Source organism: Exiguobacterium sp. s26 (assembly GCF_018618235.1).
In the GTDB taxonomy this organism is placed as follows: Bacteria; Bacillota; Bacilli; order Exiguobacteriales; family Exiguobacteriaceae; genus Exiguobacterium; species Exiguobacterium chiriqhucha.
In genome coordinates this window covers 227,029-250,884 of the sequence record NZ_JACSLS010000001.1, presented here as the reverse complement: position 1 = coordinate 250,884, position 23,856 = coordinate 227,029, and the positions used below count along the sequence as shown (strand labels likewise).

The 23,856-nt window shown below is 50.6% G+C and carries 27 protein-coding genes; 10 read left to right on the top strand and 17 right to left on the bottom strand.

Annotation, left to right across the window (positions count from 1 at the left end):
* Positions 1 to 16 precede the first annotated feature (16 nt).
* From ftsX to cspD, 8 genes are all read right to left on the bottom strand, one after another.
* Entirely contained in the window at positions 17 to 919 is a 903-nt protein-coding gene (ftsX, locus tag KNP82_RS01260) for a permease-like cell division protein FtsX (protein ID WP_214826802.1), read from the bottom strand.
* Positions 909 to 1,595: a cell division ATP-binding protein FtsE gene (gene ftsE, locus KNP82_RS01255; protein WP_021065417.1), complete on the bottom strand. Its 687-nt coding sequence runs from the start codon at positions 1,593 to 1,595 to the stop codon at positions 909 to 911. Before ftsE ends, ftsX begins: the two co-directional genes overlap by 11 nt.
* A gap of 433 nt (positions 1,596 to 2,028) precedes the next feature.
* Positions 2,029 to 2,361, bottom strand: a complete 333-nt coding sequence (gene cccB / locus KNP82_RS01250) for a cytochrome c551 (protein WP_214826799.1) — start codon at positions 2,359 to 2,361, stop codon at positions 2,029 to 2,031.
* A 107-nt stretch (positions 2,362 to 2,468) separates the two neighbouring features.
* On the bottom strand, positions 2,469 to 3,326 hold the full coding sequence (locus KNP82_RS01245) for a YitT family protein (RefSeq protein ID WP_214826796.1): 858 nt from the start codon (positions 3,324 to 3,326) through the stop codon (positions 2,469 to 2,471).
* Positions 3,327 to 3,387: 61 nt separating this feature from the next.
* Positions 3,388 to 4,488 carry a peptide chain release factor 2 gene (gene prfB / locus KNP82_RS01240; protein WP_214756750.1) on the bottom strand — a complete coding sequence of 367 codons (1,101 nt, stop codon included), beginning with the start codon at positions 4,486 to 4,488 and terminating at the stop codon, positions 3,388 to 3,390.
* A gap of 54 nt (positions 4,489 to 4,542) precedes the next feature.
* Positions 4,543 to 7,065 (bottom strand): preprotein translocase subunit SecA, encoded by a 2,523-nt coding sequence (secA, locus tag KNP82_RS01235; protein ID WP_214756752.1) that lies wholly within the window; start codon positions 7,063 to 7,065, stop codon positions 4,543 to 4,545.
* A gap of 141 nt (positions 7,066 to 7,206) precedes the next feature.
* Entirely contained in the window at positions 7,207 to 7,767 is a 561-nt protein-coding gene (gene hpf / locus KNP82_RS01230) for a ribosome hibernation-promoting factor, HPF/YfiA family (protein WP_021065412.1), read from the bottom strand.
* Between the two features lie 313 nt (positions 7,768 to 8,080).
* Positions 8,081 to 8,278 (bottom strand): cold-shock protein CspD, encoded by a 198-nt coding sequence (gene cspD / locus KNP82_RS01225; protein ID WP_021065411.1) that lies wholly within the window; start codon positions 8,276 to 8,278, stop codon positions 8,081 to 8,083.
* Between the two features lie 273 nt (positions 8,279 to 8,551).
* Between cspD and KNP82_RS01220 the strand changes: the two genes are divergently transcribed.
* The 8 genes from KNP82_RS01220 (at position 8,552) to KNP82_RS01185 (ending at position 14,179) form a co-directional block, all read left to right on the top strand.
* Positions 8,552 to 9,046, top strand: a complete 495-nt coding sequence (locus KNP82_RS01220) for a competence protein ComK (protein ID WP_214826793.1) — start codon at positions 8,552 to 8,554, stop codon at positions 9,044 to 9,046.
* Positions 9,047 to 9,136: 90 nt separating this feature from the next.
* A complete protein-coding gene (locus KNP82_RS01215; protein ID WP_251128597.1) occupies positions 9,137 to 10,801 on the top strand; it encodes a hypothetical protein in 1,665 nt (554 codons plus the stop codon).
* 9 nt (positions 10,802 to 10,810) lie between these two features.
* Positions 10,811 to 11,101, top strand: coding sequence for an EscU/YscU/HrcU family type III secretion system export apparatus switch protein (locus KNP82_RS01210; protein ID WP_131472867.1), 291 nt, complete (start codon positions 10,811 to 10,813; stop codon positions 11,099 to 11,101).
* Positions 11,098 to 11,478 (top strand): flagellar export chaperone FliS, encoded by a 381-nt coding sequence (locus tag KNP82_RS01205; RefSeq protein WP_029595030.1) that lies wholly within the window; start codon positions 11,098 to 11,100, stop codon positions 11,476 to 11,478. The genes KNP82_RS01210 and KNP82_RS01205 overlap by 4 nt, the downstream gene beginning before the upstream one ends.
* Positions 11,462 to 12,286, top strand: a complete 825-nt coding sequence (locus KNP82_RS01200; RefSeq protein WP_214826788.1) for a flagellin N-terminal helical domain-containing protein — start codon at positions 11,462 to 11,464, stop codon at positions 12,284 to 12,286. The genes KNP82_RS01205 and KNP82_RS01200 overlap by 17 nt, the downstream gene beginning before the upstream one ends.
* 20 nt (positions 12,287 to 12,306) lie before the next feature.
* Positions 12,307 to 12,750 (top strand): YaaR family protein, encoded by a 444-nt coding sequence (locus KNP82_RS01195; RefSeq protein WP_214826786.1) that lies wholly within the window; start codon positions 12,307 to 12,309, stop codon positions 12,748 to 12,750.
* Between the two features lie 9 nt (positions 12,751 to 12,759).
* Positions 12,760 to 13,425, top strand: coding sequence for a DUF2225 domain-containing protein (locus tag KNP82_RS01190; protein WP_214826784.1), 666 nt, complete (start codon positions 12,760 to 12,762; stop codon positions 13,423 to 13,425).
* 253 nt (positions 13,426 to 13,678) lie between these two features.
* Entirely contained in the window at positions 13,679 to 14,179 is a 501-nt protein-coding gene (locus KNP82_RS01185; RefSeq protein ID WP_214826782.1) for a DUF1572 family protein, read from the top strand.
* A 163-nt stretch (positions 14,180 to 14,342) separates the two neighbouring features.
* Here KNP82_RS01185 and KNP82_RS01180 read toward each other — a convergent pair whose 3' ends face one another.
* A complete protein-coding gene (locus tag KNP82_RS01180) occupies positions 14,343 to 14,972 on the bottom strand; it encodes a DUF4352 domain-containing protein (RefSeq protein ID WP_214826780.1) in 630 nt (209 codons plus the stop codon).
* A 148-nt stretch (positions 14,973 to 15,120) separates the two neighbouring features.
* Positions 15,121 to 15,306: a hypothetical protein gene (locus KNP82_RS01175; RefSeq protein ID WP_214826777.1), complete on the bottom strand. Its 186-nt coding sequence runs from the start codon at positions 15,304 to 15,306 to the stop codon at positions 15,121 to 15,123.
* 191 nt (positions 15,307 to 15,497) lie between these two features.
* On the opposite strand from KNP82_RS01175, the gene KNP82_RS01170 reads away from it, so the two are divergent.
* Positions 15,498 to 15,875 carry a DUF3021 family protein gene (locus KNP82_RS01170; RefSeq protein WP_214826775.1) on the top strand — a complete coding sequence of 126 codons (378 nt, stop codon included), beginning with the start codon at positions 15,498 to 15,500 and terminating at the stop codon, positions 15,873 to 15,875.
* A gap of 48 nt (positions 15,876 to 15,923) precedes the next feature.
* Here the strand turns inward: KNP82_RS01170 and KNP82_RS15505 are convergent, their stop codons facing one another.
* The 5 genes from KNP82_RS15505 to KNP82_RS01140 all read right to left on the bottom strand — a co-directional run bounded on the left by KNP82_RS15505 (position 15,924) and on the right by KNP82_RS01140 (position 20,437).
* Positions 15,924 to 17,513, bottom strand: a complete 1,590-nt coding sequence (locus tag KNP82_RS15505; protein ID WP_251128596.1) for a flagellin N-terminal helical domain-containing protein — start codon at positions 17,511 to 17,513, stop codon at positions 15,924 to 15,926.
* Between the two features lie 142 nt (positions 17,514 to 17,655).
* Positions 17,656 to 18,009 carry a flagellar protein FliT gene (locus KNP82_RS01155; RefSeq protein WP_214826772.1) on the bottom strand — a complete coding sequence of 118 codons (354 nt, stop codon included), beginning with the start codon at positions 18,007 to 18,009 and terminating at the stop codon, positions 17,656 to 17,658.
* Positions 18,006 to 18,380 (bottom strand): flagellar export chaperone FliS, encoded by a 375-nt coding sequence (fliS, locus tag KNP82_RS01150; protein WP_214826769.1) that lies wholly within the window; start codon positions 18,378 to 18,380, stop codon positions 18,006 to 18,008. Before fliS ends, KNP82_RS01155 begins: the two co-directional genes overlap by 4 nt.
* 14 nt (positions 18,381 to 18,394) lie before the next feature.
* Positions 18,395 to 20,068 (bottom strand): flagellar filament capping protein FliD, encoded by a 1,674-nt coding sequence (gene fliD, locus KNP82_RS01145; protein WP_214826766.1) that lies wholly within the window; start codon positions 20,066 to 20,068, stop codon positions 18,395 to 18,397.
* Between the two features lie 12 nt (positions 20,069 to 20,080).
* Positions 20,081 to 20,437, bottom strand: coding sequence for a flagellar protein FlaG (locus KNP82_RS01140; protein WP_214715997.1), 357 nt, complete (start codon positions 20,435 to 20,437; stop codon positions 20,081 to 20,083).
* Positions 20,438 to 20,708: 271 nt separating this feature from the next.
* On the opposite strand from KNP82_RS01140, the gene KNP82_RS01135 reads away from it, so the two are divergent.
* On the top strand, positions 20,709 to 21,584 hold the full coding sequence (locus KNP82_RS01135) for a hypothetical protein (protein WP_214826763.1): 876 nt from the start codon (positions 20,709 to 20,711) through the stop codon (positions 21,582 to 21,584).
* Between the two features lie 84 nt (positions 21,585 to 21,668).
* Here KNP82_RS01135 and KNP82_RS01130 read toward each other — a convergent pair whose 3' ends face one another.
* Together KNP82_RS01130 and hag are read right to left on the bottom strand one after the other, a co-directional pair.
* The gene (locus tag KNP82_RS01130; RefSeq protein ID WP_214826760.1) at positions 21,669 to 22,826 is read right to left on the bottom strand and encodes a flagellin N-terminal helical domain-containing protein; all 1,158 of its coding nucleotides are present in this window, start codon (positions 22,824 to 22,826) and stop codon (positions 21,669 to 21,671) included.
* Positions 22,827 to 22,898: 72 nt separating this feature from the next.
* On the bottom strand, positions 22,899 to 23,789 hold the full coding sequence (hag, locus tag KNP82_RS01125; RefSeq protein ID WP_214826756.1) for a flagellin Hag: 891 nt from the start codon (positions 23,787 to 23,789) through the stop codon (positions 22,899 to 22,901).
* Positions 23,790 to 23,856: the final 67 nt, after the last annotated feature.

The following is a 23,856-nucleotide window of genomic DNA, read 5'->3' as shown; positions in this document are numbered from 1 at the left end:
TCATATTTAAATTAGATTAGACTTTCAAGAATCGACCGAGCGATGTCGTCGAACCCCAGATCCCGATGAAGGCACCGAGCGCTAAGAGGACGAGTGACACTTGCGTCGTCAAAATCGATGGATCAATCAATTTAAATATATCACTATTCAGTTGATCTAGCGATGGTTGTAAAGCACTATATGCGACGTCATAACCGAAGTAGATGACGGCAATCGGGATGAGCGCACCGAATACACCGAGGAGAAGCCCTTCGATGAAGAACGGCCAGCGAATGAAGCTGTTTTTCGCTCCGACGAGACGCATGATCTCGATTTCGCGACGGCGTGAGAAGATCGTCATCTTGATCGTGTTCGAGATGAGGAACATCGCCATGAGCGTGAGACCGACGATCAACGCAAGTCCGCCGATGCGAATCCCGTTGAAGAAGGCGAACATCTTGTCGATATAGTCCTGTCCATATGTGACCTTATCGACGTTATCAAGTGACTGCACCGAATTAGCGACCTTCTCCGTATTGAGCGGGTCTGACGCCTTGACGATATAGCGGTCGTGGAGCGGGTTGTCCTTCTCGACCGTTCCGTAGGCGTTCGCATCTTCACCAAGCTGGTTACGGAAATTCTCTAATTCATCCTCTTTCGAGCTGAACGTGACCGATTCGACGCCTGGAATCTGTTCTAAGTTCTCGCCGAGCTTCTCGACGTTCGCTTCCTCCGCGGTCCGGGTGACGAATACTTGAATCTCGACGTCGTTCTCGACGTTCTCTGAAATCTCATTGACGTTGAACATGACGAGGGCGAATACCCCGACGAGTAACAAGGTGATGGTAACGGCACTGATGGCCGCGAATGTCATCCAACCGTTGCGTAGTGTTCCCTTGAACCCTTCGCGCAGATGACGTAATCCACTTTTAAATATCATAGCCATATGCTCCTTTCTCTTCATCGCGTACGACTTTCCCGTTCTCGATCGCGATGACGCGATGGCGGATCTTGTCGACGATATCACGGTTGTGGGTCGCCATGACGATGGTTGCACCGCGACGGTGAATCTCTTGGAACACTTCCATGATGCCCCAAGCCGTGTCCGGGTCTAAGTTACCCGTCGGCTCGTCGGCGATGATGAGCTTTGGCTTATTGACGATGGCACGAGCGATCGACACACGCTGTTGCTCCCCACCCGATAATTCATCCGGATAATTGCGCGCCTTGTGCTTCAGTCCGACAAGGTTCAACACGTCCATGACCTGCTTGCGCATCGTGTTCGTGTCGGCCTGTACGACTTCGAGAGCGAACGCGACGTTCTCATATACCGTGAGTGACGGCAACAACTTATAGTCTTGGAAGATGACGCCGAGTTGACGGCGTAATTTCGGGACGTGGCGGTTTTTCAACTTGCCGACGTCAATCCCGTCAATCAAAAGAAGACCGCTCGACGGTTTCTCCTCACGATAAATCATTTTCATAAACGTCGATTTCCCAGCGCCGGATGGTCCGACGACGTATAAGAATTCGCCGTCTTGAATCTCTAACTCGAGGTCATCGACGGCGACGACGCCGTTTGGATATACTTTGCTGACTTTTTGCATCGAGATCATAACGTATCCCCTACCCTTTTTATATATTTTTCATGCATCTATCCTATTTCATGCATCTATGACGAAGACTGGATTAGTTAGTTAAGTGAATATTTTCGTCTAGCCTCTGTTCTACACGATAAGCACTCGTCCTGTCAAGGGACCCTGTTCGTGCCAACCTGACCCAAAAAGGCGACAGGCAATATAGTTCAAGCGCCTACAATTATAGCAATCGGACTTTTAAATAACCATTACAGGAATGTTTCAGTTGGATTGAGTTCGGTGTGAAATTGTCGTGTTGAAGACAGATTTCACGACTCGGACACATATGATGAAACGCACATTCAAAAGCTACCCGCGTTCGCAACTCCCTCGCTTCAATCACTGACAATCCGGATTCAGTCGAGATTGAAGGAAACAAAAAAACCACGAGTCGTCTCGTGGTTCCCCATGATTATTTTTTCTCGGCGAGCCAAGCGGCGACAGCCGTGATTTCTTCTTCGTCTTCAATCACATTCGCAGGCATAGCGCCTTTCCCGTTTTTGATGACTTCTTCAATTTCACTGGCAGATAGACGTGAACCGACATCCGAGAGTTTCGGACCGCTCATCCCTTCTAGATTTGCGCCGTGACATGCCGCACAGTTTTGTGCGTAGACCGCTTCCGCGTCGACCGATGCCGTGTTGGCGCCGTCCCCGTTGCTCGTCGACTCTTCTTCATCGCCACCGCCGCACGCACCGAGCGTGAGCATGGCGCCAAGTCCAATCACCATCATCCATTTCTTCATAATAGGGTTCCCCTCCTAAGTTGTAGAAATAACCTACTTTTACCATTATAGCCGTTATGAACCGCTTTCTAACCTAACTCACGAAAAATACACAAAGATTCCACAACTTAGGGAACGTTGATATAGCGTTTATCCGACGTGAACCCTTGCCCCATCACCTCGTGCGCCTCACTGAAGATGAGGAACGCATCAGGATCGATGTGGCGAATGATTTCTTTCAGCCGGCTCACTTCGTTCTGGCGGACGACGACGAGGAGCATCGGGCGCTCGAGTCGCGAGTACGCTCCGATCGCTTGTATCTCCGTCGCACCGCGGTCGAGCTCATCGAAGACGGCGCGCGTGATGACGTCCCGTTTCTCCGAGATGACGTACGCCATCTTGTCCTGTGTGAAGCCGAGCTGGACAAAGTCGATCATCTTGATCGTGATGAAGAGGGCGATCAGTGCATACAGTCCCGTCGTGAACGAGAACGTGACAGCAGCGACGAGGACGACCGCCCCGTCGAGGATGGCGATACAGAGGTAGAGCGGGATGTGGGTGAACTTATGTAAGATTTGCGCGAGCAAATCCATTCCCCCGGTCGAGGCCCGTCCCCGGAAGATGAGCCCGAGACCGATGCCGACGCCGGCCCCGCCGAAGATGGCCGCGAGCAATGTGTCATTGACGGCCGCACCCGCGTCAATCGCTTCATAAAATAAGATCACGCCCGGTAAAAAAATCGACCCGACGAGTGACTTCACGCCGAAGCCTAGCCCGAGAATCATCCAGCCGACGAGGAGGAGCAACACGTTCGACACGAGCTGGAACGCCCCTGGCGAGATGTTGAACAACTCGTACGTGATGATTGAGATCCCGCTGACGCCGCCCGAGGCGAGGTTGTTCGGCAATAGGAATAAACTGAACGCCGAGGCGACGAAGACGGACCCGGTCAGTAAATAGATATAGTCTTTGACGATTTGCTTCATTAAAGGTTTTCTCCTCTACATACAACGTGGCCCAAAGACGTCAGTCCTTGAGCCACTTGCATCACATATTTGTCTTGCGGAGGTAAGCGTCGATGAAGCCCATGATGTCGCCATCCATGACGCCGCTCGTGTTCCCGACTTCATAACTCGTGCGGTGGTCCTTGACCATCGCGTACGGGTGGAAGACGTACGAACGGATTTGGCTGCCCCAACCGATGTCTGTCTTCTCGCCGCGGATCTCATCGAGTTTGCGTTGCTGCTCGTCGAGTTCGCGTTGATACAGTTTTGCCTTGAGCATCTTCATCGCTGCTTCGCGGTTCTTGATTTGCGAACGCTCGGCTTGACACGAGACGACGACGCCCGTCGGCACGTGCGTGATCCGGACGGCCGAGTCGGTCGTGTTGATGTGCTGACCGCCGGCGCCTGACGCGCGGTACGTATCGATCCGGAGGTCTTCGGTCTTCACTTCGATTTCGATGTCGTCATTGAATTCCGGCATGACGTCACACGAGACGAACGACGTATGGCGGCGGCCCGACGAATCGAACGGCGAGATGCGGACGAGACGGTGAATCCCTTTCTCCGCCTTCAAGTAGCCGTAGGCGTTATGCCCGACGATGCGGAGCGTGACCGACTTGACGCCGGCTTCTTCGCCCGGTAGATAATCGACCGTCTCGACTTTCCAGCCTTGCTTGTCAGCGAAGCGCTGATACATGCGGAGGAGCATCGATGCCCAGTCCTGCGACTCGGTACCGCCCGCCCCCGGATGAAGCTCGAGGATGGCGTTGTTGGCGTCGTACGGTCCGTTCAAGAGGATTTCGAGCTCGAACGCGTCGAAATCGGCCTTGAGCGCCGTGACCATCTCTCCCAACTCGCTTTGCATCTCGGCGTCCGGCTCTTCTTTGATCAGTTCGAGCGTGACTTCGCCGTCTTCATGCCCATCGGCGAGCTCTTGGTATTTGTCGACCATCGCTTTGAGCGCGTTCGACTCGTCGATGACTTTCTGCGCCTTCTCTTGGCTGTCCCAGAAGTCTGGGTACGTCATCTCGTTCTCGAGCTCGGCGATGCGGGCCTGCTTCTCTGTCAGGTTGAGCGATTGGCGATAATTCTCGAGGCGTTTCGCCATCGCCTCGAGTTCGTTGCGAATATCTGAAATTTCCATAGTGTAGGTCACCTTTCCGTAGGAAAGAGGCGAGCGGGCTCGCCTCTTTCAAAATTAAGCCTGTTGTTTGCCGTGGCAGTTTTTGAACTTCTTGCCTGAACCACACCAGCACGGGTCGTTGCGCCCGAGCCGTTGGTCTTCCGAGCGACGGACCGGCTTCTTCTTGAGCGGCGTGTCGTCCTTGCCAGACACCGCCACTTCCTCCTCGACGACTTTCTCGCGTCGGAGGTTATCGCCGACTTCGGCACGAAGCACGAAGCCGGTCACTTCTTCGGAGATGGCCGCGTTCATCGCGTCGAACATGTTGACGCCTTCCGCCTGGTACTCGCGGAGCGGATCGTTCTGTCCGTAGGCACGCAAGTGAATCCCTTGACGGAGTTGGTCCATGTGGTCGATGTGTGCCATCCAGTGTGAATCGACGGCACGGAGCACGATAATCTTCTCGAACTCGTTGAAGCGTTCCGGCGGCGCGAGTTGGCGTTTCGCCTCATACTGCGCGTTCGTGCGTTCGCTCAAGAGCTCGATGATCTCCTCGCGCTCTTTGCCGTAGAAGTCCTTGCCTTCGACCGGCTGTTCGAGGGCGAGCGTCTGGTTGGCCCAGTGCGCGAGCTCATCGATGTTCCATTCTTCCGGCACGAGCTCGAGCGGCGTATATTGCGCCACGCCCGTCTCGACCGTCTCTTGAATCATCGAACGGACGATGTCCGTGACCGATTCGTTCTCGAGGATGCTGGCCCGGTCTTTGTACATGACTTTCCGTTGGTCGGCCATGACGTTATCGTAACCGAGGAGCTGCTTCCGGGCGTCATAGTTGTTCCCTTCGACACGTTTCTGGGCCGACTCGACCGCTTTCGAGACCATGCGGCTCTCAATCGGTTGCGTGTCGTCCATGCCGAGGCGCTCCATCATGTTCTGGAGGCTGTCCGTCCCGAAGCGGCGCATGAGCTCATCTTCGAGTGACAAGTAGAACTGGGATTTACCTGGGTCCCCTTGTCGTCCGGCCCGTCCACGGAGCTGATTGTCGATCCGGCGCGACTCGTGGCGCTCGGTCCCGACGATGTACAATCCGCCGAGCTCGATGACGCCCTCGCCGAGCTTGATGTCGGTTCCGCGTCCGGCCATGTTCGTCGCGATCGTGACCGCGCCTTTTTGGCCGGCGTTCTCGACGATTTCGGCCTCACGGGCGTGGTTCTTCGCGTTCAAGACTTCGTGTTTGATTTTCTTCTTCGAGAGAAGCTTGCTCAAATGCTCCGACGTCTCGACGGCGACCGTCCCGACGAGGACCGGTTGTCCCGTCGCGTGGGCTGCCATGATTTCTTCGACGACGGCTTTGAACTTGCCGTCCATCGACTTGAAGATGAGATCCGAACGGTCTTCCCGAAGAATCGGTTTGTTCGTCGGGATCGTCACGACCTGCATGTTGTAAATGTTACGGAATTCTTCTTCCTCTGTCTTCGCCGTTCCGGTCATCCCGGCCAGCTTCTCATACATACGGAAGTAGTTCTGGTACGTGATCGTCGCGAGCGTCATCGATTCACGCTGAATCTCGACGCCTTCTTTCGCTTCGATCGCCTGGTGCAACCCTTCCGAGTAGCGGCGTCCGTCCATGACCCGACCGGTGAACTGGTCGATGATCATGACTTGGCCGTCACGGACCATGTAGTCGACGTCATGATGCATGACGGCGTTGGCACGAAGGGCGAGCCCGACGTGGTGGTTGACCGAGACGTGCTCGATCGCGAACAAGTTGTCGATGCCAAAGAACTTCTCGGCGAGGTCGACCCCTTTGTCCGTGAGGAGAACCGACTTCGTCTTCACGTCGACCGTGTAGTCGTCCTCGATTTTGAGCGTGCGGACGAAGGCATCGGCACGCGTGTAGAGCTCTGTCGATTTTTGAGCCGAACCCGAGATGATGAGCGGGGTCCGGGCTTCATCGACGAGAATCGAATCGACTTCATCGACGATCGTGAAGTAGAGCTCGCGTTGGACACGGTCTTCTTTATAAAGGACCATGTTGTCACGCAAGTAGTCGAAACCGAGCTCATTGTTCGTCGAGTAGGTGATGTCACAGTTGTACGCCGCCTGCTTCTCGACACGGTCCATGTTCGACACGTTGAGGCCGACCGAAAGGCCGAGTGCGAAGTAGAGCGGTTCCATGAGTTCTTTGTCACGGCGGGCCAAATATTCGTTGACCGTCACGACGTGGACGCCGCGGCCCGTGAGCGCGTTCAAATATACCGGAAGAGTTGCGACGAGCGTCTTCCCTTCCCCGGTCTTCATCTCAGCGATGTCACCGTTATGGAGCACGTAGCCCCCGATGAGCTGGACGCGGTAGTGGCGCATGCCGAGCACACGCTCAGACGCCTCGCGACAGACCGCAAACGCTTCTGGCAAGATATCATCAAGCGTCTCACCCTTGTCCAAACGCTCCCGGAACTCAATCGACTTCGCCTGAAGTGCTTCGTCAGACAATGCCTTAATCGGTTCGGCGAACGACTCGACGAGGTCGGCCGCTTTTTCTGCTTTTTTCAATACTCGTTTCTGTGGAGCAAATAAATCTTTCAAAAAGTTCGCCATACGCTTTATCTCCTCTGCATTCACTGAAAAATGCATGTTTTTTCCCTAATGTACAGTTTAACCGAAGTGACCCTCGCTTTCAAGGAAAGGCCAAACGAAACGGCCCTCCGAGTTGGAGGGCCGTGTGGTTTCAAGGTTGAATTATTCTGGTTCGATCAAGCCGTATTTCCCGTCTTTACGACGATAGACGACGTTCGTGTTGCCCGTTTCTGCGTCTGAGAAGACGAAGAAGCTGTGGCCGAGCATGTCCATCTGAAGAATCGCTTCTTCCGTATCCATCGGTTTGAGCGTGAAACGCTTCGTCCGCACGAGTTCGAGTTCTGCCTCGTCTTCGTCGTAGACGACCACGTCCTCAGGACCTTCGAGTGACTTGAAGTACTCGCCGATACCGCCATCTTTGGCACGTGATTTACGGTTGAGTTTCGTTTTGTGCTTACGGATTTGACGTTCCAATTTATCGACGACGAGGTCAATTGCCGCGTACATGTCGAGGTTTGTTTCCTCAGCACGGAGCAACAAGTTCGGCATCGGGATCGTCACTTCCACTTTTTGCTTCTCGTTGTACACTTTCAAGTTGACGTAAGCCGTCTGTGCATCCGTAGGAGTTGTGAAATAACGAGTCAATTTGTCCAACTTTTTCTCGACATAGTCTTGAATAGCTGGTGTGACTTCAATGTTTTCGCCGCGAATGTTATAAATCATCTGAACTCCTCCTTAAAATAACCGCTTGACCCAATGATTCGTCGATTTGGACCGAATCTCCTGCTTCATTTCTGAAAAGAAAGTGGAACCAGGTGGCTCATTTATAGTATACCCCGAATTCAAATCGTTTGAAAACGTTATCATCAGAAAATAATGACAATTTTGTTCCGATTGCGTCGTCTTCAACTTGAATCGGCGGTATAAAAAGAAACTACCCGTTCTGCCCGTTCTTAAACGCGATTTTGATTCGAAGGACGCTATGTAAGGAAAATAAAAAGCCGGCTCCACGAGGGAACCGGCTTACGGCTTGAAATTATAATTTTGTAACGTTAGCCGCTTGTGGGCCACGCTCGCCATCAACGATTTCAAATTCTACCTCTTGACCTTCGTCAAGTGATTTGTAGCCGTCAGTTTGGATTGCAGAGAAGTGTACGAATACGTCTTTGCCGCCTTCTACTTCGATGAATCCAAAACCTTTTTCTGAGTTAAACCATTTTACTTTACCTACCATGTGTAAATCCATTCCTTTCACCATTGAAGAATACAGAGGCTTTCCCTCTATCGGTAATCTTACCACCTTCTTGGAAGCGTGACAAACACTTTCTCATATTTTTGTAAATGAATCGTCTTTTGGCTTACATTGGAATTATATTTCCCTACTTTTCATATAGAGATATTGAATTTACATATTTTGTGATATATCATGGAAGGGATGATTTAGGTTTGTACGCCATTTGGGCGAGCCGAGCCTGAAAATCTAATACGAAAAGGACGGTGCAGCCATATGCGCCCCTACCATTCCGAGGAAAAGTACCGTATTACGAAGCGGACGGTGGCCATCCTGCCTTGTTATGAGATGTCCGCGCAATCGCGCGTCATTCTCGAGGACGGCTCCGAGATTACGACCCCGCTCCGGCCCTACCAGCTCCTGCAGCTCTCATGCCGCCAGTACAGCAGTTCGATTGAGGAGCGCATCTTCGTCGCCAAGCGCGTCGCCGGAATCAAAGGCAAAGTGCCAGTCGTCATCGAACCGACGTCCGGTCTCGTCTTTTTCCCGACGATGTCCCCGAAGCGCCCTGAATGTGAATGGTACGCCTGGTCGCACGTCCGTGACATCACGAGTGACCCGATCGAGTCGAAAGGCTTGGTCGTCACCCAGAACGGTCACCGGATCGCCACGAACGCGACCTCATACGTCCTCCGCAATCAATTGAAAGCGACGGGCGAACTCGTCGCTCGGTTCCAACAATTAAACCAGAGCGCAACGCTCCACTCTTGACCCTTCCGTCGATTCGACGGGAGGTTTTTTTCTGTCGGTTTCGCTTCACTTTTTGAAAAAGAGGTCGATATATTGTTCGAGGTGACAACTATGCAAATCCAAGCCCCCATGACCGCGGCCGTCGCGGTCACAGCCGGCATCCAGACGAATCGCATCTATAAAGCCGAGCTCGTCAAACAGACCGGACCCGACTCCGGGATCGTCAAAATCAATGGCGAGCACGTCGAGGTCACGTTCGAGGGCGGGCTCCCGAAGACGAACCCGTTCCAACTGACGCTCGCCGAACAAGACGGCCAGCTCATCGCGACGATCGTCGTCAAACCTGAACCCGAGACGCCGGACATGCCGAGCGGTCAACCGGTGAAACTCGATACGAAGATTCAGGCGTTGCTCGCATCGCTCCCGCCCGAGGTCCGGAGTGCCGTCAGCCGTTTGCTCCAATCAGGACGGCTGCCGATGAACGAGGACACGGTGCGTCTGCTCGAGACCGTCTTTAAAGGCGACATGCGCGATGCCGTCCTCTGGCTGAAGACGGTCGAGGCGCCGACGCTCCCGCGTGATGTCGCGCGCGACCTCGCCGTCGCGTCATTAGATGAAGCGAGACAACAAATCAAACCACCGCCACCTGACGCGCCGTACCCGCAGAAAGAACGGTTCATCGAGCACGTCAATCTGTCGCGTCCCGTCAGCGAACGTTTGACGCCGACACCGGAGACGGTCGACCGGCTCATCAACGAGTTGCCGGAGCCGCGCCCGACGCGAATCGAACCGCGTGAGGCGTTACCGCCCGTCCTAGGACGCCCGGTACTCGTCAAGGAAGTGACGACGCATCTCGCGACCGTGACGAACACGTTCCGAAGCGAACAAGTGACGGTGACGAAACAGCTCGGCCAAGTCGCCGCCCTCGTCGAGACGAACCCGCATCAGGCACGTCCTGCGCTCGAGACGGTGTCGACCCGACTGACGCAGCTCATTCAAAAGACGGACGCTTTGTTACATACGAGCGCGACCCAAGAGAAGGCGCTCGTCGCGATGACGGCGAAGCTCGACGTCGCCCTCGGCCTACTGTCGACGAAACCGGCTGAGAGCGCCGTGCTCATCAAAGAAGTGCGCGCCAGTTTGAACGAGTTCCGGTACGTGCCGAACCACGTCCGGCTCGAATACATCCCGCATCAGGCGACCCGCGCCGGCGAATTGCCGCGCGTCACGCCGTTCAAGGTCGACCCGAACCTATCAGGCCGCGTCATCCAAGAGACGACGCAGCGCGTCCAGGCGTCGACGTTGTCGATGAAAGCCGACGCGGCGACACCCGAGGCGCAACGGCTCGCCTCGTTCTTCCAAGTCCAACAGACGTTGAACCGGCTCGACGGCGGGCAGCTCCATCAGCTCATCCTCGCCTTGCCGGCGAAAGTCCAAGAGATCGACACCGGCATCCACGTCCATATCCAAAACCGTGAGGCCGGGGATGTCGTCGACTGGGAGAACAGTGTGCTCTATATCCGGCTCGAGACACCGCGGCTCGGAGAGATTGGCGTCAAGCTCGAAGCGATCGACCGGAATCTCCGGCTCACGCTCGAACACGATGATCCGACCGTCGAGGCACTCGCGCGTCCCCTGCTCGGCAAGATCGAGACGACGCTCGAGGCGATCGGTTATAAGAGCGTGACGACCCAGTTCCGCCCACTGACGAAGTCCGATAAACCGGAGACCGAGCGCCCGACGCTCGAGACGACCGGCTATGATTTCCGCATCTAGGAGGCTGTTATGTATCAACGCATGGATTTGACGAAACGCAAGACGGCCGCCGTCGTCCGCTATGACGAGACGATCGACCGGGCCCCGGTCGTCGTCGCCCGTGGAACGGGCGCCGTCGCCGATAAGATTTTAGACGAGGCGAGATCACGCGGCGTCGCCATCGAGCATGACCATTCGCTCCTTGGCCACCTGCTTGACCTCGACCTCGGGGACGCGATTCCGCCCCAACTGTATGACGTCATGGCCGAAGTGCTATTACTGATTGAAGAACTCGACACCATCAAAGGAGACCCATCATGAACCCGAACCGACTATACGAAATGAGCCCGGAAGAGCTGACGCAAGCGATGCTCCACGCGCTCGTCTATCACTATGAACAAGCCCAGACGGCGACAATCGCCGAACGCAACCGCCATTTGCGCCAAGCGCGCGAACTGCTCGCGAAGCTCCACCAAGGACTTCACGACGGCGGCGGCATCATCTCGGCCCAACTCGATGAGCTTTACTTGTATATGGCCAAATCGAGCCTCGAGGCGTTGATTGAACAAGACATGGACAAAATCGAGGAGCTTCACGGCCTCGCGACCGAGCTCGACCAGACGTGGGCCGAGGCGATCGAGAACGCCCGACTCCAACCCGTACCTTCAGGAGGAAACCGTTATGAAAATTACCAATAACGTGCAAGCACTGAAAGCCTACTCGTCGCTCACGGTCAACCAGGCGACGATGAAGAAGACGATGGATCGCCTCTCGAGCGGTGTCCGCATCAACAAGGCGTCCGACGACGCGGCCGGGCTCGCCATCTCTGAGAAGATGCGCATCCGTCTCGACTCGCTGTCGATGGCCGAACGCAACACCCTCGACGGCATCTCGCTCACGCAGACGCTCGAAGGCGGGATGAGCGAGACCCATTCCCTCCTGCAACGGATGCGCGAGCTGTCGGTCCAAGCGTCGAACGGGACGCTGAGCGGTGATGACGCCAAGGCGATTCAAGACGAGATTGCTGCCCTTACGGATGAAGTGACGCGAATCGCCGAGACAACCGAGTTCAACTCGAAGAAGATCATGAACGGTGACTTTATCGCCGGCAATGAGACACTCTTCTTCCAACTCGGGGCCGGTAGCGGCGAAGGCGTCGTCTTGAACGTCGACGACATGCGCGCCGGTGCCCTCGGGATTGAGGGACTGGATGTGACGACGCAAGGTGGCGCCAATGACGCCATCGCCAAGTTCGACGCCGCCATTCAAAAAGTCTCGCTCGAACGTTCGAAGCTCGGTGCCATCCAGAACCGGCTCGAGGCGAACGTGAGCGTCGTCACGATCGGGTCCGAGAACTTGACGGCTTCCGAGTCCCGCATCCGCGACGCCGACATGGCACGCGAGATGATGGACTTCGCCCGTCTCAACATCTTGAACCAGTCCGGCATGGCGATGATCGCCCAATCGAACGCGTTGCCGCAAGGCGTGCTACAATTGTTGAACTAACTTAAGGAAGGACGGATCCTATGGACATTCGTCGCATCATGGAGACGCAGTCGCTTCAGGGCGCCGGTAAGGCGAAACGCCCCGAGGCTGAGCCTGGCGTCTCGTTCCAGAACGTCATCGGTCAAAAACGGGAGGACCGCGAGCACGAGCGCTTCCAGCGCCAAATCGCGGCCATTCACGAGAAAGGCGAGCTCCTCGCCGAGAGCCAGACCGTCGAGTCGCTCGCTGAATATAAGCAACTCATTAAAGACTTTATGAAAGACGCCGTCGACGCGGCACTCCGCCTCGAGGAAAAACGCGGCTTCAACCGCCGTGGTCGCGCCAAGATTTATAAGATCGTCGAACAGGTCGACCAGAAGCTGCTAGCGCTGACAGACCAGGTCATCTCGGGTGAGGCGTCTCGTCTGTCGCTCCTCGACCAAGTCGGTGAGATTCGCGGCCTGCTCGTCAACGTATACGTGTGAGGTGAGATGATGGCAGAACATATCTTTTCAAAAAAAGTGAAATGCCCGTATTGTTTGAAACAAAGCGAGACGCCACGTGTCTTGTCGCGCCACATTCGGCCGCAGGAAGTCGCGAAGGACGGATATACGACATACGATGGCGCCAACCCTTACTTTTATGAGCCGACCGTCTGTAGCCACTGTCACCTCGTCTTCCACGACTCGTTCGACAAGGTACGGAAAAACAATCGCGAGGCGCTCGAGACGGGCTACTTCGACCGCGTCAACGCCGAGGCGCTCACCGGTGACCGCTCGGCCGAGCACGTCATTCGGCTCTACAAGTTCGCCGTCGTGACGGCCCAATTGAGCGGCCAGAAACCGTCCGTCGTCGCCATGCTCGGCATGCGGCTCGTCTGGATGTATCGCCTGACGGGGAACGAGGCGTCTGAGAAGGAATGGATGAAGCGGACGCTCGACAAGTACAACGAGGTACAGGAGGCATACACGGACCAAGTCCGGACCGGTCTCCCATATGACCAGCTCATGCTGCGGATCGCCGACTTGTCGGCCTCGCTCGGTCTATATGAGGACGCGAGACGTTGGTACGGTATCTTGCTCGGCAGTAAGGAAGTGTCGGAGCGGATCCGTACCCAGGCCCGGTCACACTGGGAAGACTTTAGAATCGAACACACCTAAAAGGGAGAGCCGCGGCTCTCCCTTTTCGCATACAAAAAAACGTGCTCTTCCACTTACGGACAAACGCGGTCGGTTCTCTTCATGGGTGAACCCCCAAACTGAAATAAGCTAGACGTGACATGACTGTCGTCAAAACCTAAACAGGGCACTCAAGAACCGATTGCGCGGTGGCGTGTTACACGGTTCATTCTCAATGATTTTTATCACGTTCAGATTGGGGTATGCTTAGTAGGAATCCAAAGGAGGTCATTCCATGTTTGAAGCCCGCTACATCGAAACGGTACGCTCGATTTTCCAGGAACAGAAACAGCTCGCCGAGGACGCGTTGAAGCAAGTAAACGATGAGGATATGCATCGCGTGCTCGCGAAAGACACGCTCTCGCTCGCGATCATCGTGCAGCACATCTCGAACAACATGAAATCGCGCTGGACCGACTTTTTGACGACGGACGGCGAAAAGCCGGACCGGAACCGTGACGCCGAGTTCGAGGACCAACAACAGTCCCGCACCGAACTGATGGCGACATGGGATGAGCGTTGGCAGCTGTTGGACGATGTCTTGGCGAGCCTCACACCGGAAGACCTCGGCAAGACCATCTTCATCCGCGGCGAGGAGAAGACCGTCATCTGGGCGATCGAGAAGCAAGTGTCGCACTATAGCTATCACGTCGGACAGATCGTCTTTCTCGCGAAAGTTTTCGCCGGTGAGAACTGGAACGTGCTGACAATCCCGTTGCCGCATCAGCGAAAATAACAAGAACGCGCATCGCGAAGATGCGCGTTCTTGTTATTTGGTGACATCGATTGTGTATTCATATCGCTCCTCGGCAATTTTACGGAACTGATCATTAGAAGATCTTTCCACCACAACAAAAGGATAACGAATGGCCGCACCAGTTCTCTGGAGCGGCCATTCGTTATTTTTCGACGTTGATCGTATATTCGTAGCGGGATTCCCCAATCGACTCATAATTCGCGTCAGACGGTCCGTCAATGACGACTTTCACGTCCGCTAATTCTTCCGGCATCGCTTTGACGAAGAAGAGGACGTCCCCTTCCTTCTTCACTTTCCCCAGGAACTCGCCGCCGACATCATCTGAGAACCACAAGTCAGCCGACACTTGCTCCCCCGTGTTCGTCACGAGCGTCGCTTGGTTCGGATGAAAACTGATGGTGTCGTCAATCGTATTCTCGACGATGACATTCATCGCGACGACTGTCACTTCTTCTTGCCCGTCAAACGAGTCGCGATACGCTTCGTTGACCGTGAGTCGAGATGTCTGCACTTTATCGATGGCGAAGTTGACGGAGCCAATCGTCTCTTTAATGTCGAGCGCTTTGTTCTTCATGAAGATTTGGTTTGAACCAAGTTCACTCTCCTGCACTTCTGCATCTCCTGTTGATTCTGCCACCGGTTCTTCCGTCGTTTCAGCCCCGACGTCTTCCTCCGTATCGGTCGCCGTCGTCTTCAGTTCATCGGCTTCCCCGCAGCCTACAAGTAGCGTCAATGGTAAGGTTAGCAACAATCCATATCGTTTCATGTTCATCTTTATTCTCTCCCTTTCCTTATGAGTGGTGGTTGATAAGATGAGCATACTGGATTGTCTAGCCTGACCGGTGTAAGAAAACGTATAGGGTCGTCACCCTGAATAAATAAAAGCCAAGGCCCGCGATTGGACCTTGACTTTGGCTATATCATCCTCGTGATTTGAGCTCTTCTTCTTCATACGGATCGGGTCCGTCCTCGATTGGCGCATCGTCTTCGACATACGCCTCAATTTTAGGATCGCGTTCCACATACTCATCGTACGCCCCTTCTGGACCGTAGACGAAGTAACGACGGTTTTTCACTGATTCAGGTTTCACTTTTTTCTCACTCATCTCGTTTCCCTCCCCTTTCCAGAAAAGAAGCAACGGTTACAGTGGTATTTACCCGGTTTTCTACCGGTTTAAATGGTATTGAGTCGATTGTAAATGAAATCAGACGTCTTTGCATCCCTATCAAATGGAATGAAACTTTTTAGTAGTCGGGTCGTAAATGATGATAACAAATAGATGAGGGGACGATATAGATGATGTTATTGAAAATAGGATTCGTTCGTGGCGTGAAGTGGTTCGCGCTATTCGGATTGCTTGCAACGTATCAGTGGTGGAGCGGAAATATGGAAGGCGTATACAATATGCTCGTCTATGGCGGGATGGCATTTTTCCTTGGTCTGACAAGCGTCATCTACGAAGTGAAACGTTGGTCGTTCCCGAAACAGATTCTGATTCATTGGGTCACGATGCATGTGACGATTCTGCCGCTCGTCATATTCAGTGGTTTTTTGCCGGTGTCGTCGCTTCGAGATGCCCTGATGGTTTACTTGAAGTTTAATGTGAGCGGGCTGGTTTTGTTCACGCTATCCAGAATGCTTTTGAAAGTGAGACAACAAATCAAAACCTCATGAATAAAAACAGCTCGAAGGCGCGCCTTCGAGCTGTTTTCTATATATGCATTAGCGAAGAAGTTGTAAGATGGCTTCTGGTCGTTTGTTGGCTTGCGCAATCATTGCATGAGAAGCCTGTCCTAAAATATTGGTTTTCGTGAACTCCATCATTTCTTTTGCCATATCGACATCTCGAATACGTGATTCGGCAGCTTGGAGATTTTCAGAAGACATAGTAACGTTCGAAACCACATGGTCTAAACGATTTTGCCATGCACCCATCTTCGAACGTTCTGAAGATACGAGTTGTATCGCTTGGTCAATTTTGCTGATTGCCTGACTTGCACCAGTCTGCGACGTAATATCTAACGCGTACTCAGCAGCTCTATCTGCGTCTCGATTTTTCACTACACGGTCAGACGTAAAGCCATCTTCTCCTTTTACCGTAGAGGTCAACCCAATCCGTCCAGCTCTCATATCATTCATGTCTAACTGCATAGATTGATTAGCATTTGCACCAATCTGGAGGGTTATCTCCTTTCCTCCGCGTGTTAATTTCAACTGATGGTACGTACCTTCATGAGTATAAGTTTCTCCGAAATTAATCGGATTCGATGATAAATCAAGAGCCATATGAGGGGATACAGCAGCACTTACACTACTCATTAGTTCTGAAAAAGTCCTAACAACACCTCCTGATTGAACAGGTGCATCTGGAATAAACGTCAATTCTATTTCACGATTGTTGGAAGGGGATTTCCCAATCCATTCCACTTTAACCGTCTCTCCAGCCTCTAAAGGCGTGATATCTTGTTCATAAACTTCAAATTCTCCCGGAATAGGTTGATTCCCACCTCTCCCAGGCCTAACTGTGTTTATTGGTGAGCTGACATATGGATCAGGTAATTTGGTAGTACCGATATTAGGTGAAGACCAAGATTCTTGACCTGTCTTATGCTCGAACAAAAGTCCATTTGGAGTAGGCGTACCTATCATCTGTACCGTGTATCGAGTGTTCAATTCTGGAACAGCACGTATCGCTGTGGTTAATGTTGATAAATCATTGAATTCACCCAATAACAATGGGTTATTCGAAGACTTTAAAAACGTATAACCATCGACTCGAATCGTATCATTGAAATTGAGTGATGTTGTATCAATACCGACTGTATATATACCGCGAATCGCACCAGGAGTTCCAGGAATACTATGAGTGACTAGTGACTCCCCTCCTTTACCGTTTAGTCCGTTTAAAACGGTTTTAGTATTGAAAGAAGTTTGATTGCCGATACGGTTTAATTCGGTTGTCATTTCATTAAATTCTTGTTGGATTGCCCCACGGTCAGCTATGTTATTTGTGTCGTTAGCAGACTGAACAGCGAGTTCACGCATACGTTGTAGAATTGAATGAGATTCGTTCAATCCACCTTCTCCAGTTTGAATTAAGCTGATTCCATCCACAGCATTTTGAGCGGCTTGATCTAGCCCACGAATCTGAGCTCTCATCTTCTCAGAGATTGCTAATCCTGCCGCATCATCAGCTGCTTGATTGATTCTTAATCCAGAAGACAGTTTCTGCATCGCTTTACCGGCTTGACCTGTATTTATTTGTGATTGACGTAACGCTTGATTTCCATTGCTATTATTTTTGATAATCATAATAAATTCCTCCACAACATCCCATTAATAATGGCTCGTATCCAAATCATCCCATTTATATTATCGGATGGAAGGTTGTTTTTTCAACGATACATCAATATTTTATTAAAATAAAAAAAGCACTGATAAATTCAGCGCTTTTTTATGTCTGTTGATCGAACAATCCTGAGAAGTTCGAATCGACGTCTTCATATGGGTCGACGTATGACTTGACCGTCTTGCGTTCCTGACGAGCCGTCCCGAGCGTCATCCCGAGCCGTTGATGCTCCGCCTCAATCAAACGCGCGATTTGTTGACTGTCATCGACGAGCTGGCGAATCACTGTCTGGTCCGCATCCTTCAGGTCCGGTCCGTGAGCCGCGAGCAGTTGCTCTCGATCGTCGAGTAGCTCATGGATTTTGTCCATCCATGAGTCGTATGTCGGCTCTTCTGGTACTTTCGCCAACAAATCCTTTAATCGTTGCGTTTTGAAGATAATCTCATCGATGGGTCTCATACCTGCTTCGCGAGTTTCATCGCTTCCTTCCACGTGTCGCGGAGCTCCGTCGTGAAGTCGAGTACTTCGTCGAGAATCGTCGTGTCGTTCTTGATGTTCGCATCGACAAGGCGGCGCCACATGTATTCATAGAGCGAATCCAAGTTTGATGAAATTTCTATATTTTTGTTGAGCGTCAAGCGAAGCTCTTGGAAGATGGCTTGCGTCTTCTGGATATTCGTGTTCTTCAAATCTGGATTTCCTTGCTCGATGGCGAGTTTGGCGAGGCGCATGAACTTGAGCGCCCCGTCATACAACATGAGCGTCAATTCCTGTGGGTTCGCGGTCGTGACCGCATTGTTTTGATATGCTGCATATGGATTGGCTACCATTTAAATTCCTCCTCTTACATCCCGCCGCCTAAGAACTGTTGCAGTGACGCGGCTTGCGAGTTCGCCTGGTTCATCGCCGTCTCCATCGCTGCAAAGCGACGGTAATAGGCGTTTTCTTTATCGACTAATAAATCATTCAAACGCTTAATCCGTGTATCGATTTGGGTCATCTCACGCCCCATCGAGTACGTCGGAGCACCGGCACCGTCAGCACCAGCAATCCGAGTAATGGACGATCGTGAGTTAGTCGCTGCATCACGAATTTGGGGAAGTAGTCCGCTATCCGCATTAGTGAAGAGTTGGTATACTTGGTCTGGGTCTTTTTCAATGGCGGCTTTAAGCTTCTCTTCGTTCAGCTCAATTTTTCCACCATTGGTGAAATCAGCACCGGTTGAGAGCCCGATTTGAAAGAGTTGCTTCATCTCATCGTCGTTAGTACTCGACGTCGCACTTGACCACTTGCCTCGCATCGTGTCCATCGCACTGCGGACAATCGTATCGCCACGTAGCATCCCACTCATCGCTTTTTCTTCCCACTTCTTAATCTCATCATCAGAAAGTTCATCGCGTTGGGCTTGTGTGAGCGGTGCAAACGAACGGAACCGTTCTTCACGGACTTTCTTATTCATGAGATCAATCGTCTCGTTATACTTATCGACAAATCCTTTAATATTATCAAAGATTTTTTGTGTGTCTGTTGCAGCAGAAAGTGTCACCGCACCAGATGCAAATTCCGATTTTAACGTGACGGTCATGTTATCAATCGTAACCGTGTTTGAGCTCTGTGTCATCGGAATACCGTTCACTATGAAGCTTGCATCTGTTCCTGTTTTCGGTACATCTCCAGGAGCGATACCAAAAGCAGCTTTCGTTGTTGCGTCAAATTCAATGATTGCATTTTCACCGGTCTGTTTTTGAGTAATTGACAGTTTACCAGAGATTGGTTCGAAAAATGCAGACACACCTGATTCTTTTCCGTTCAAAGCAGTAACTAGGTTCTCCATTGTGGCGTCTTCCGCCACCTTAATTGTCTGAAAGTCTCCGCCTTCAACGGAACGAATTTGAATCTGATAACCAGATGTGTAAGTGGCCGTTGTGCCAGTCGGTATATCCGAACCGTCATTCATCGTTACTTTCCCAGTCGCTTCATCATAAGTATAATTTGAGGCATCAATAGGGTTATTTGTTGCGTCTTTCAACGATATAGTTGCTCCGGCTTTCGGCTTAGGAGAGAGCGTCCATTCCTTTGTATCAGTAGACAACTTCACTTCTTGTATGGCCGATTGCAAGTTCATATCAGCTACTTTTGTTGTCTTCGTTACTGCAACTCCATTTTTATCTTTAGGCTCAACGACTTGGGTAGCCGCTGTTGCGAGCTGACTGACAGATTCGATACGAATTGCCGTGTTCCCACTAGATGGTCCCGCCACGACAGAGACACGTGATTCATCAGATGAACTAGACGTTTTTGCGTAAAAATTACGACTGAACATGAGATCGACCGCACTGTTTCGAAGGGTCATGAGCGAACGGTTGATTTCGCGGTACGCATCTCGTTTCCATTCGGTCGTCTGTTTTTGTTGTTCAAGTTTATCGACTGGCATACGTTCAGCTTGCATCAATTGTTTGATAATTGAATCGGTATCAATTCCACTGGCGAGTCCGCCAAATCGGATTGGTGACGTCATAGTATACCTCCTTTAAATACGTTCATCGAAGAGTTGATTGAATTCCATAAATGCCGCAAAAAAATCGAGCGACTTCTTACTTGGAATTTCCCGGATGACTTCGTTGTTCGTATCTACGATTTGAATATAGAAGTCATTCAATTTCTCATGTTTCATGAACTTTAAACCGGTACGTTGTTGCTCTAGTACAAGATTCGCCTTCTCAACAGCCGCCTCTAGTTTTGTGACGTGTTGAGGCGTCGGAAGAATGACAATCCCTTCGTCTGCGAGCGCTTTTTGATTCGCTTCGACGAACACGTTTTTCGTTTGTTCATACGGCAAGACAGAAGAAGGTAGGTGAAGCCGGACTTCAGACATTATCGGATTCATAAATTTCTACTCCTCATTTTCATTGTTCTCACATACTATATCGGTTCACCAGACTATATTTTTCAGTTTTATTAAGAGGTTAAAAAACGATGCAGTAATATAAATGAATATCTAAACATTATGTTCTAGCCGAACTCACTTTTCATTTTCTTAAACCATAAATTACATTAAACCCTCTACTTTTTCTATATTGGTATTCCGACTATCAAAAATAAAATCGGGAACTAATAATATAGGGAAGTAATTTGTAAAGAATCGAGGAGGATGCATGATGGACTGGAACGAACTGACTGTGTTTGAGAAAAGTCTATTGTTAGGGACATTATTAGGAGATGGTGCTATTCGACGAACAAACGCAAAAGTCGCTCCGAAGAATGGGCTACAATACCGCGAACATTTTTCAGTCAAACAAATGGAGTATCGCGAATGGAAACTAAACAGCGCTCCTCGAGTCTTTGAGGGTATTAAAGTGAGAAAGACAGGAACAAGTGCAGAACTCTATTCAAGAAAAGATAAGCTATTTACTTGGCTACGAGAACAATGCTATGACGATCGAAAAAAACAGATTCCGGTACATTTATTAGAAGACTGTGTTCATCCCGTTTTTTTGCTGGCTCTGTATTTAGATGACGGTAGTCTATCATTGACAAAATCTACGCGATCCAAATTGAATCAGATGATTATCACTCCACATATCTATCTTTATCTTCAAGCTTTTTACCCTGAGGAACTTGAAGTGTTAAGTTCATTTATAGCACGAACCTTCCATCATCATTTCGTATTGAGTCGCCGTTCTGATGGTCACTTCTATACACTTCGTATTCAAAAAACAGAAGAAGCGATTCGTTTCTTAAATGAGTTCACTCCTTATGCTTATGCCATTCCATCCATGCGTAAAAAACTCGATTGGGACTATCGATTACAGCTTGAACGAGAGCAACATCCAGACATGACCGTCATTTCCTCAAAAGCAAAAAATGATTATACAGCAGATGAGATCGAATTTATCATTCAAGCAAAACAAAATGGAATGACAGACGCCGCGATTGCCCAGCAGATAGGTCGTACTTACTGGTCTGTCGTGTACAAATGGCAAGATATTAAAAAAAATTATTTAAAGGAAGATAGAGGCGTCTATGTATATTAAAAAATGTCCGTCCCTCGAATAACGAGAGACGGACATTTTCATAGCCTGGTTCTAGTGAATATTGGTTAAGAAATAGAGTAAATCTTAACGAAGAAGTTGAAGCACAGCTTGCGGCTGTTGGTTCGATTGGGCCATCATCGCTTGTGCAGCTTGGTTCAAAATGTTGTTCTTTGTGAAGTTCATCATCTCTTTTGCCATGTCAACATCACGTATACGCGACTCGGCAGCCTGAAGGTTCTCGGCTGACGTGCTCAAGTTGTTGATTGTGTGCTCAAGACGGTTTTGGTTTGCACCTAGCTTAGAACGTTCTGAAGAAACTGTCTCAATTGCAGAATCCAACTTCGCAATTGCTGTTTGTGCTTTTGCAGAAGAGCGGACATCTAATGCCTGTTCAACAACGATAGCATCCAATCCATTCGTAACTGCTAACTCAGCATCTGTAGTTGCAGCAAATGAAACTCCTAGAGCACTTGATCTCATGTCCGAGATACTCAGCGTTAAGCTTTGACTCTCGTTTGCCCCAATTTGGAATTTCATGCTATTTGTCGCAGTGGCTGCGGTCCCAGCTTGAATTGTTTGAACCGTACCATCAGCACCATCCGCTGTTGCGCCTACTGCCTTAGCCGTAATACGGATTGTACCATCCTCATATGCCTTTGCCGTAAAATCATTTGTCGTATCAGCATTTACTAATTTCGCAAGTCCACTTGCACCATTGTCTGTACCAGTAGCTGTATAAGTTACTCCTCCTACTTCAAAGGTATCCCCAGAAGCAAAAGCAATGTTTGAAATATCGTACACAGCTTTACTGCCTTCACCATTTTTAGAACTATTTAAAAGTTTTTGTGTGTTAAAATCCGTCGAGTTCCCGATTCGGTTAATCTCTGAAGTCAACGAGTTCATTTCTTTTTGAATCTCTTTGCGGTCTGTGAGCGTGTTTGTATCGTTAGACGATTGGACTGCCAACTCACGCATCCGTTGAAGGATTGAGTGCGTCTCGTTCAGCGCACCTTCAGCTGTTTGAATCAATGAAATCCCATCTTGAGCATTGCGTGTCGATTGATCCAAACCACGAATTTGACCGCGCATTTTTTCAGAGATTGCGAGACCAGCCGCATCGTCACCGGCGCGGTTGATGCGAAGACCTGAAGACAATTTCTCCATCGCTTTCCCAGTCTGAGCCGTGTTGAACGACATATTGCGGTGTGCGTTCATAGAGTTAAGGTTATGGTTAATAATCATGATTGGTTCCCTCCATAATATACTTTACCTGACAAATCCTTTTGTCAGTTCTTCATTTTATTGAGTTAACTATTAACGAAGAAGTTGGAGTACTGCCTGCGGCTGTTGGTTCGATTGGGCCATCATAGCCTGAGCAGCCTGGTTCAAGATGTTGTTCTTCGTAAAGTTCATCATCTCTTTTGCCATGTCGACATCACGGATGCGTGATTCAGCGGCTTGAAGGTTCTCAGCAGATGTGCTCAAGTTGTTGATTGTGTGCTCGAGGCGGTTTTGGTTTGCACCAAGCATTGAACGTTCAGATGATACAGTTCCAATAGCAGTATTGATGGCTGTAATTGCCAAGTTTGCGTTTGCTTGAGTTGAGACATCAAGTCCTCCTGTTGTAACTGCAGCTGTTGCTCCTGTAGCAGCTGTGTCGGCTGTTCTACTAACGTTCAAAGTTTTTGCATCCATTGCTCCAATAGATAGTGAAAGCGTTTGACCAGCATTTGCTCCGATGTGGAATGTTAAAGGCGCAGCACCGGTAGGTCCGCCCGCTGTCTTAGCAGAGCCGTCTAATAATTTCTTCGTGTTAAATTCTGTGTTGTTTGCAATACGTGTAATTTCGATTGCCAACTGGTCTACCTCTTTTTGGATTTCTCCACGATCAGTTGTGGTGTTTGTATCGTTCGAAGACTGAACTGCTAACTCACGCATCCGTTGAAGGATTGAGTGTGTCTCGTTCAACGCGCCTTCAGCTGTTTGAATCAACGAAATTCCATCTTGAGCATTTCGTGTCGATTGATCCAAACCACGAATTTGACCGCGCATTTTTTCAGAAATGGCGAGACCGGCAGCATCGTCACCCGCACGGTTGATACGAAGACCAGAAGATAGCTTTTCCATTGCCTTGCCTGTTTGTGCCGTGTTGAATGACATGTTGCGGTGTGCGTTCATCGAGTTAAGGTTGTGGTTAATAATCATGATTGGTTCCCTCCAAGGAATAGATAATTTTTAGACAAATCCATTTGTCCTATTAACAAGTTAGTTA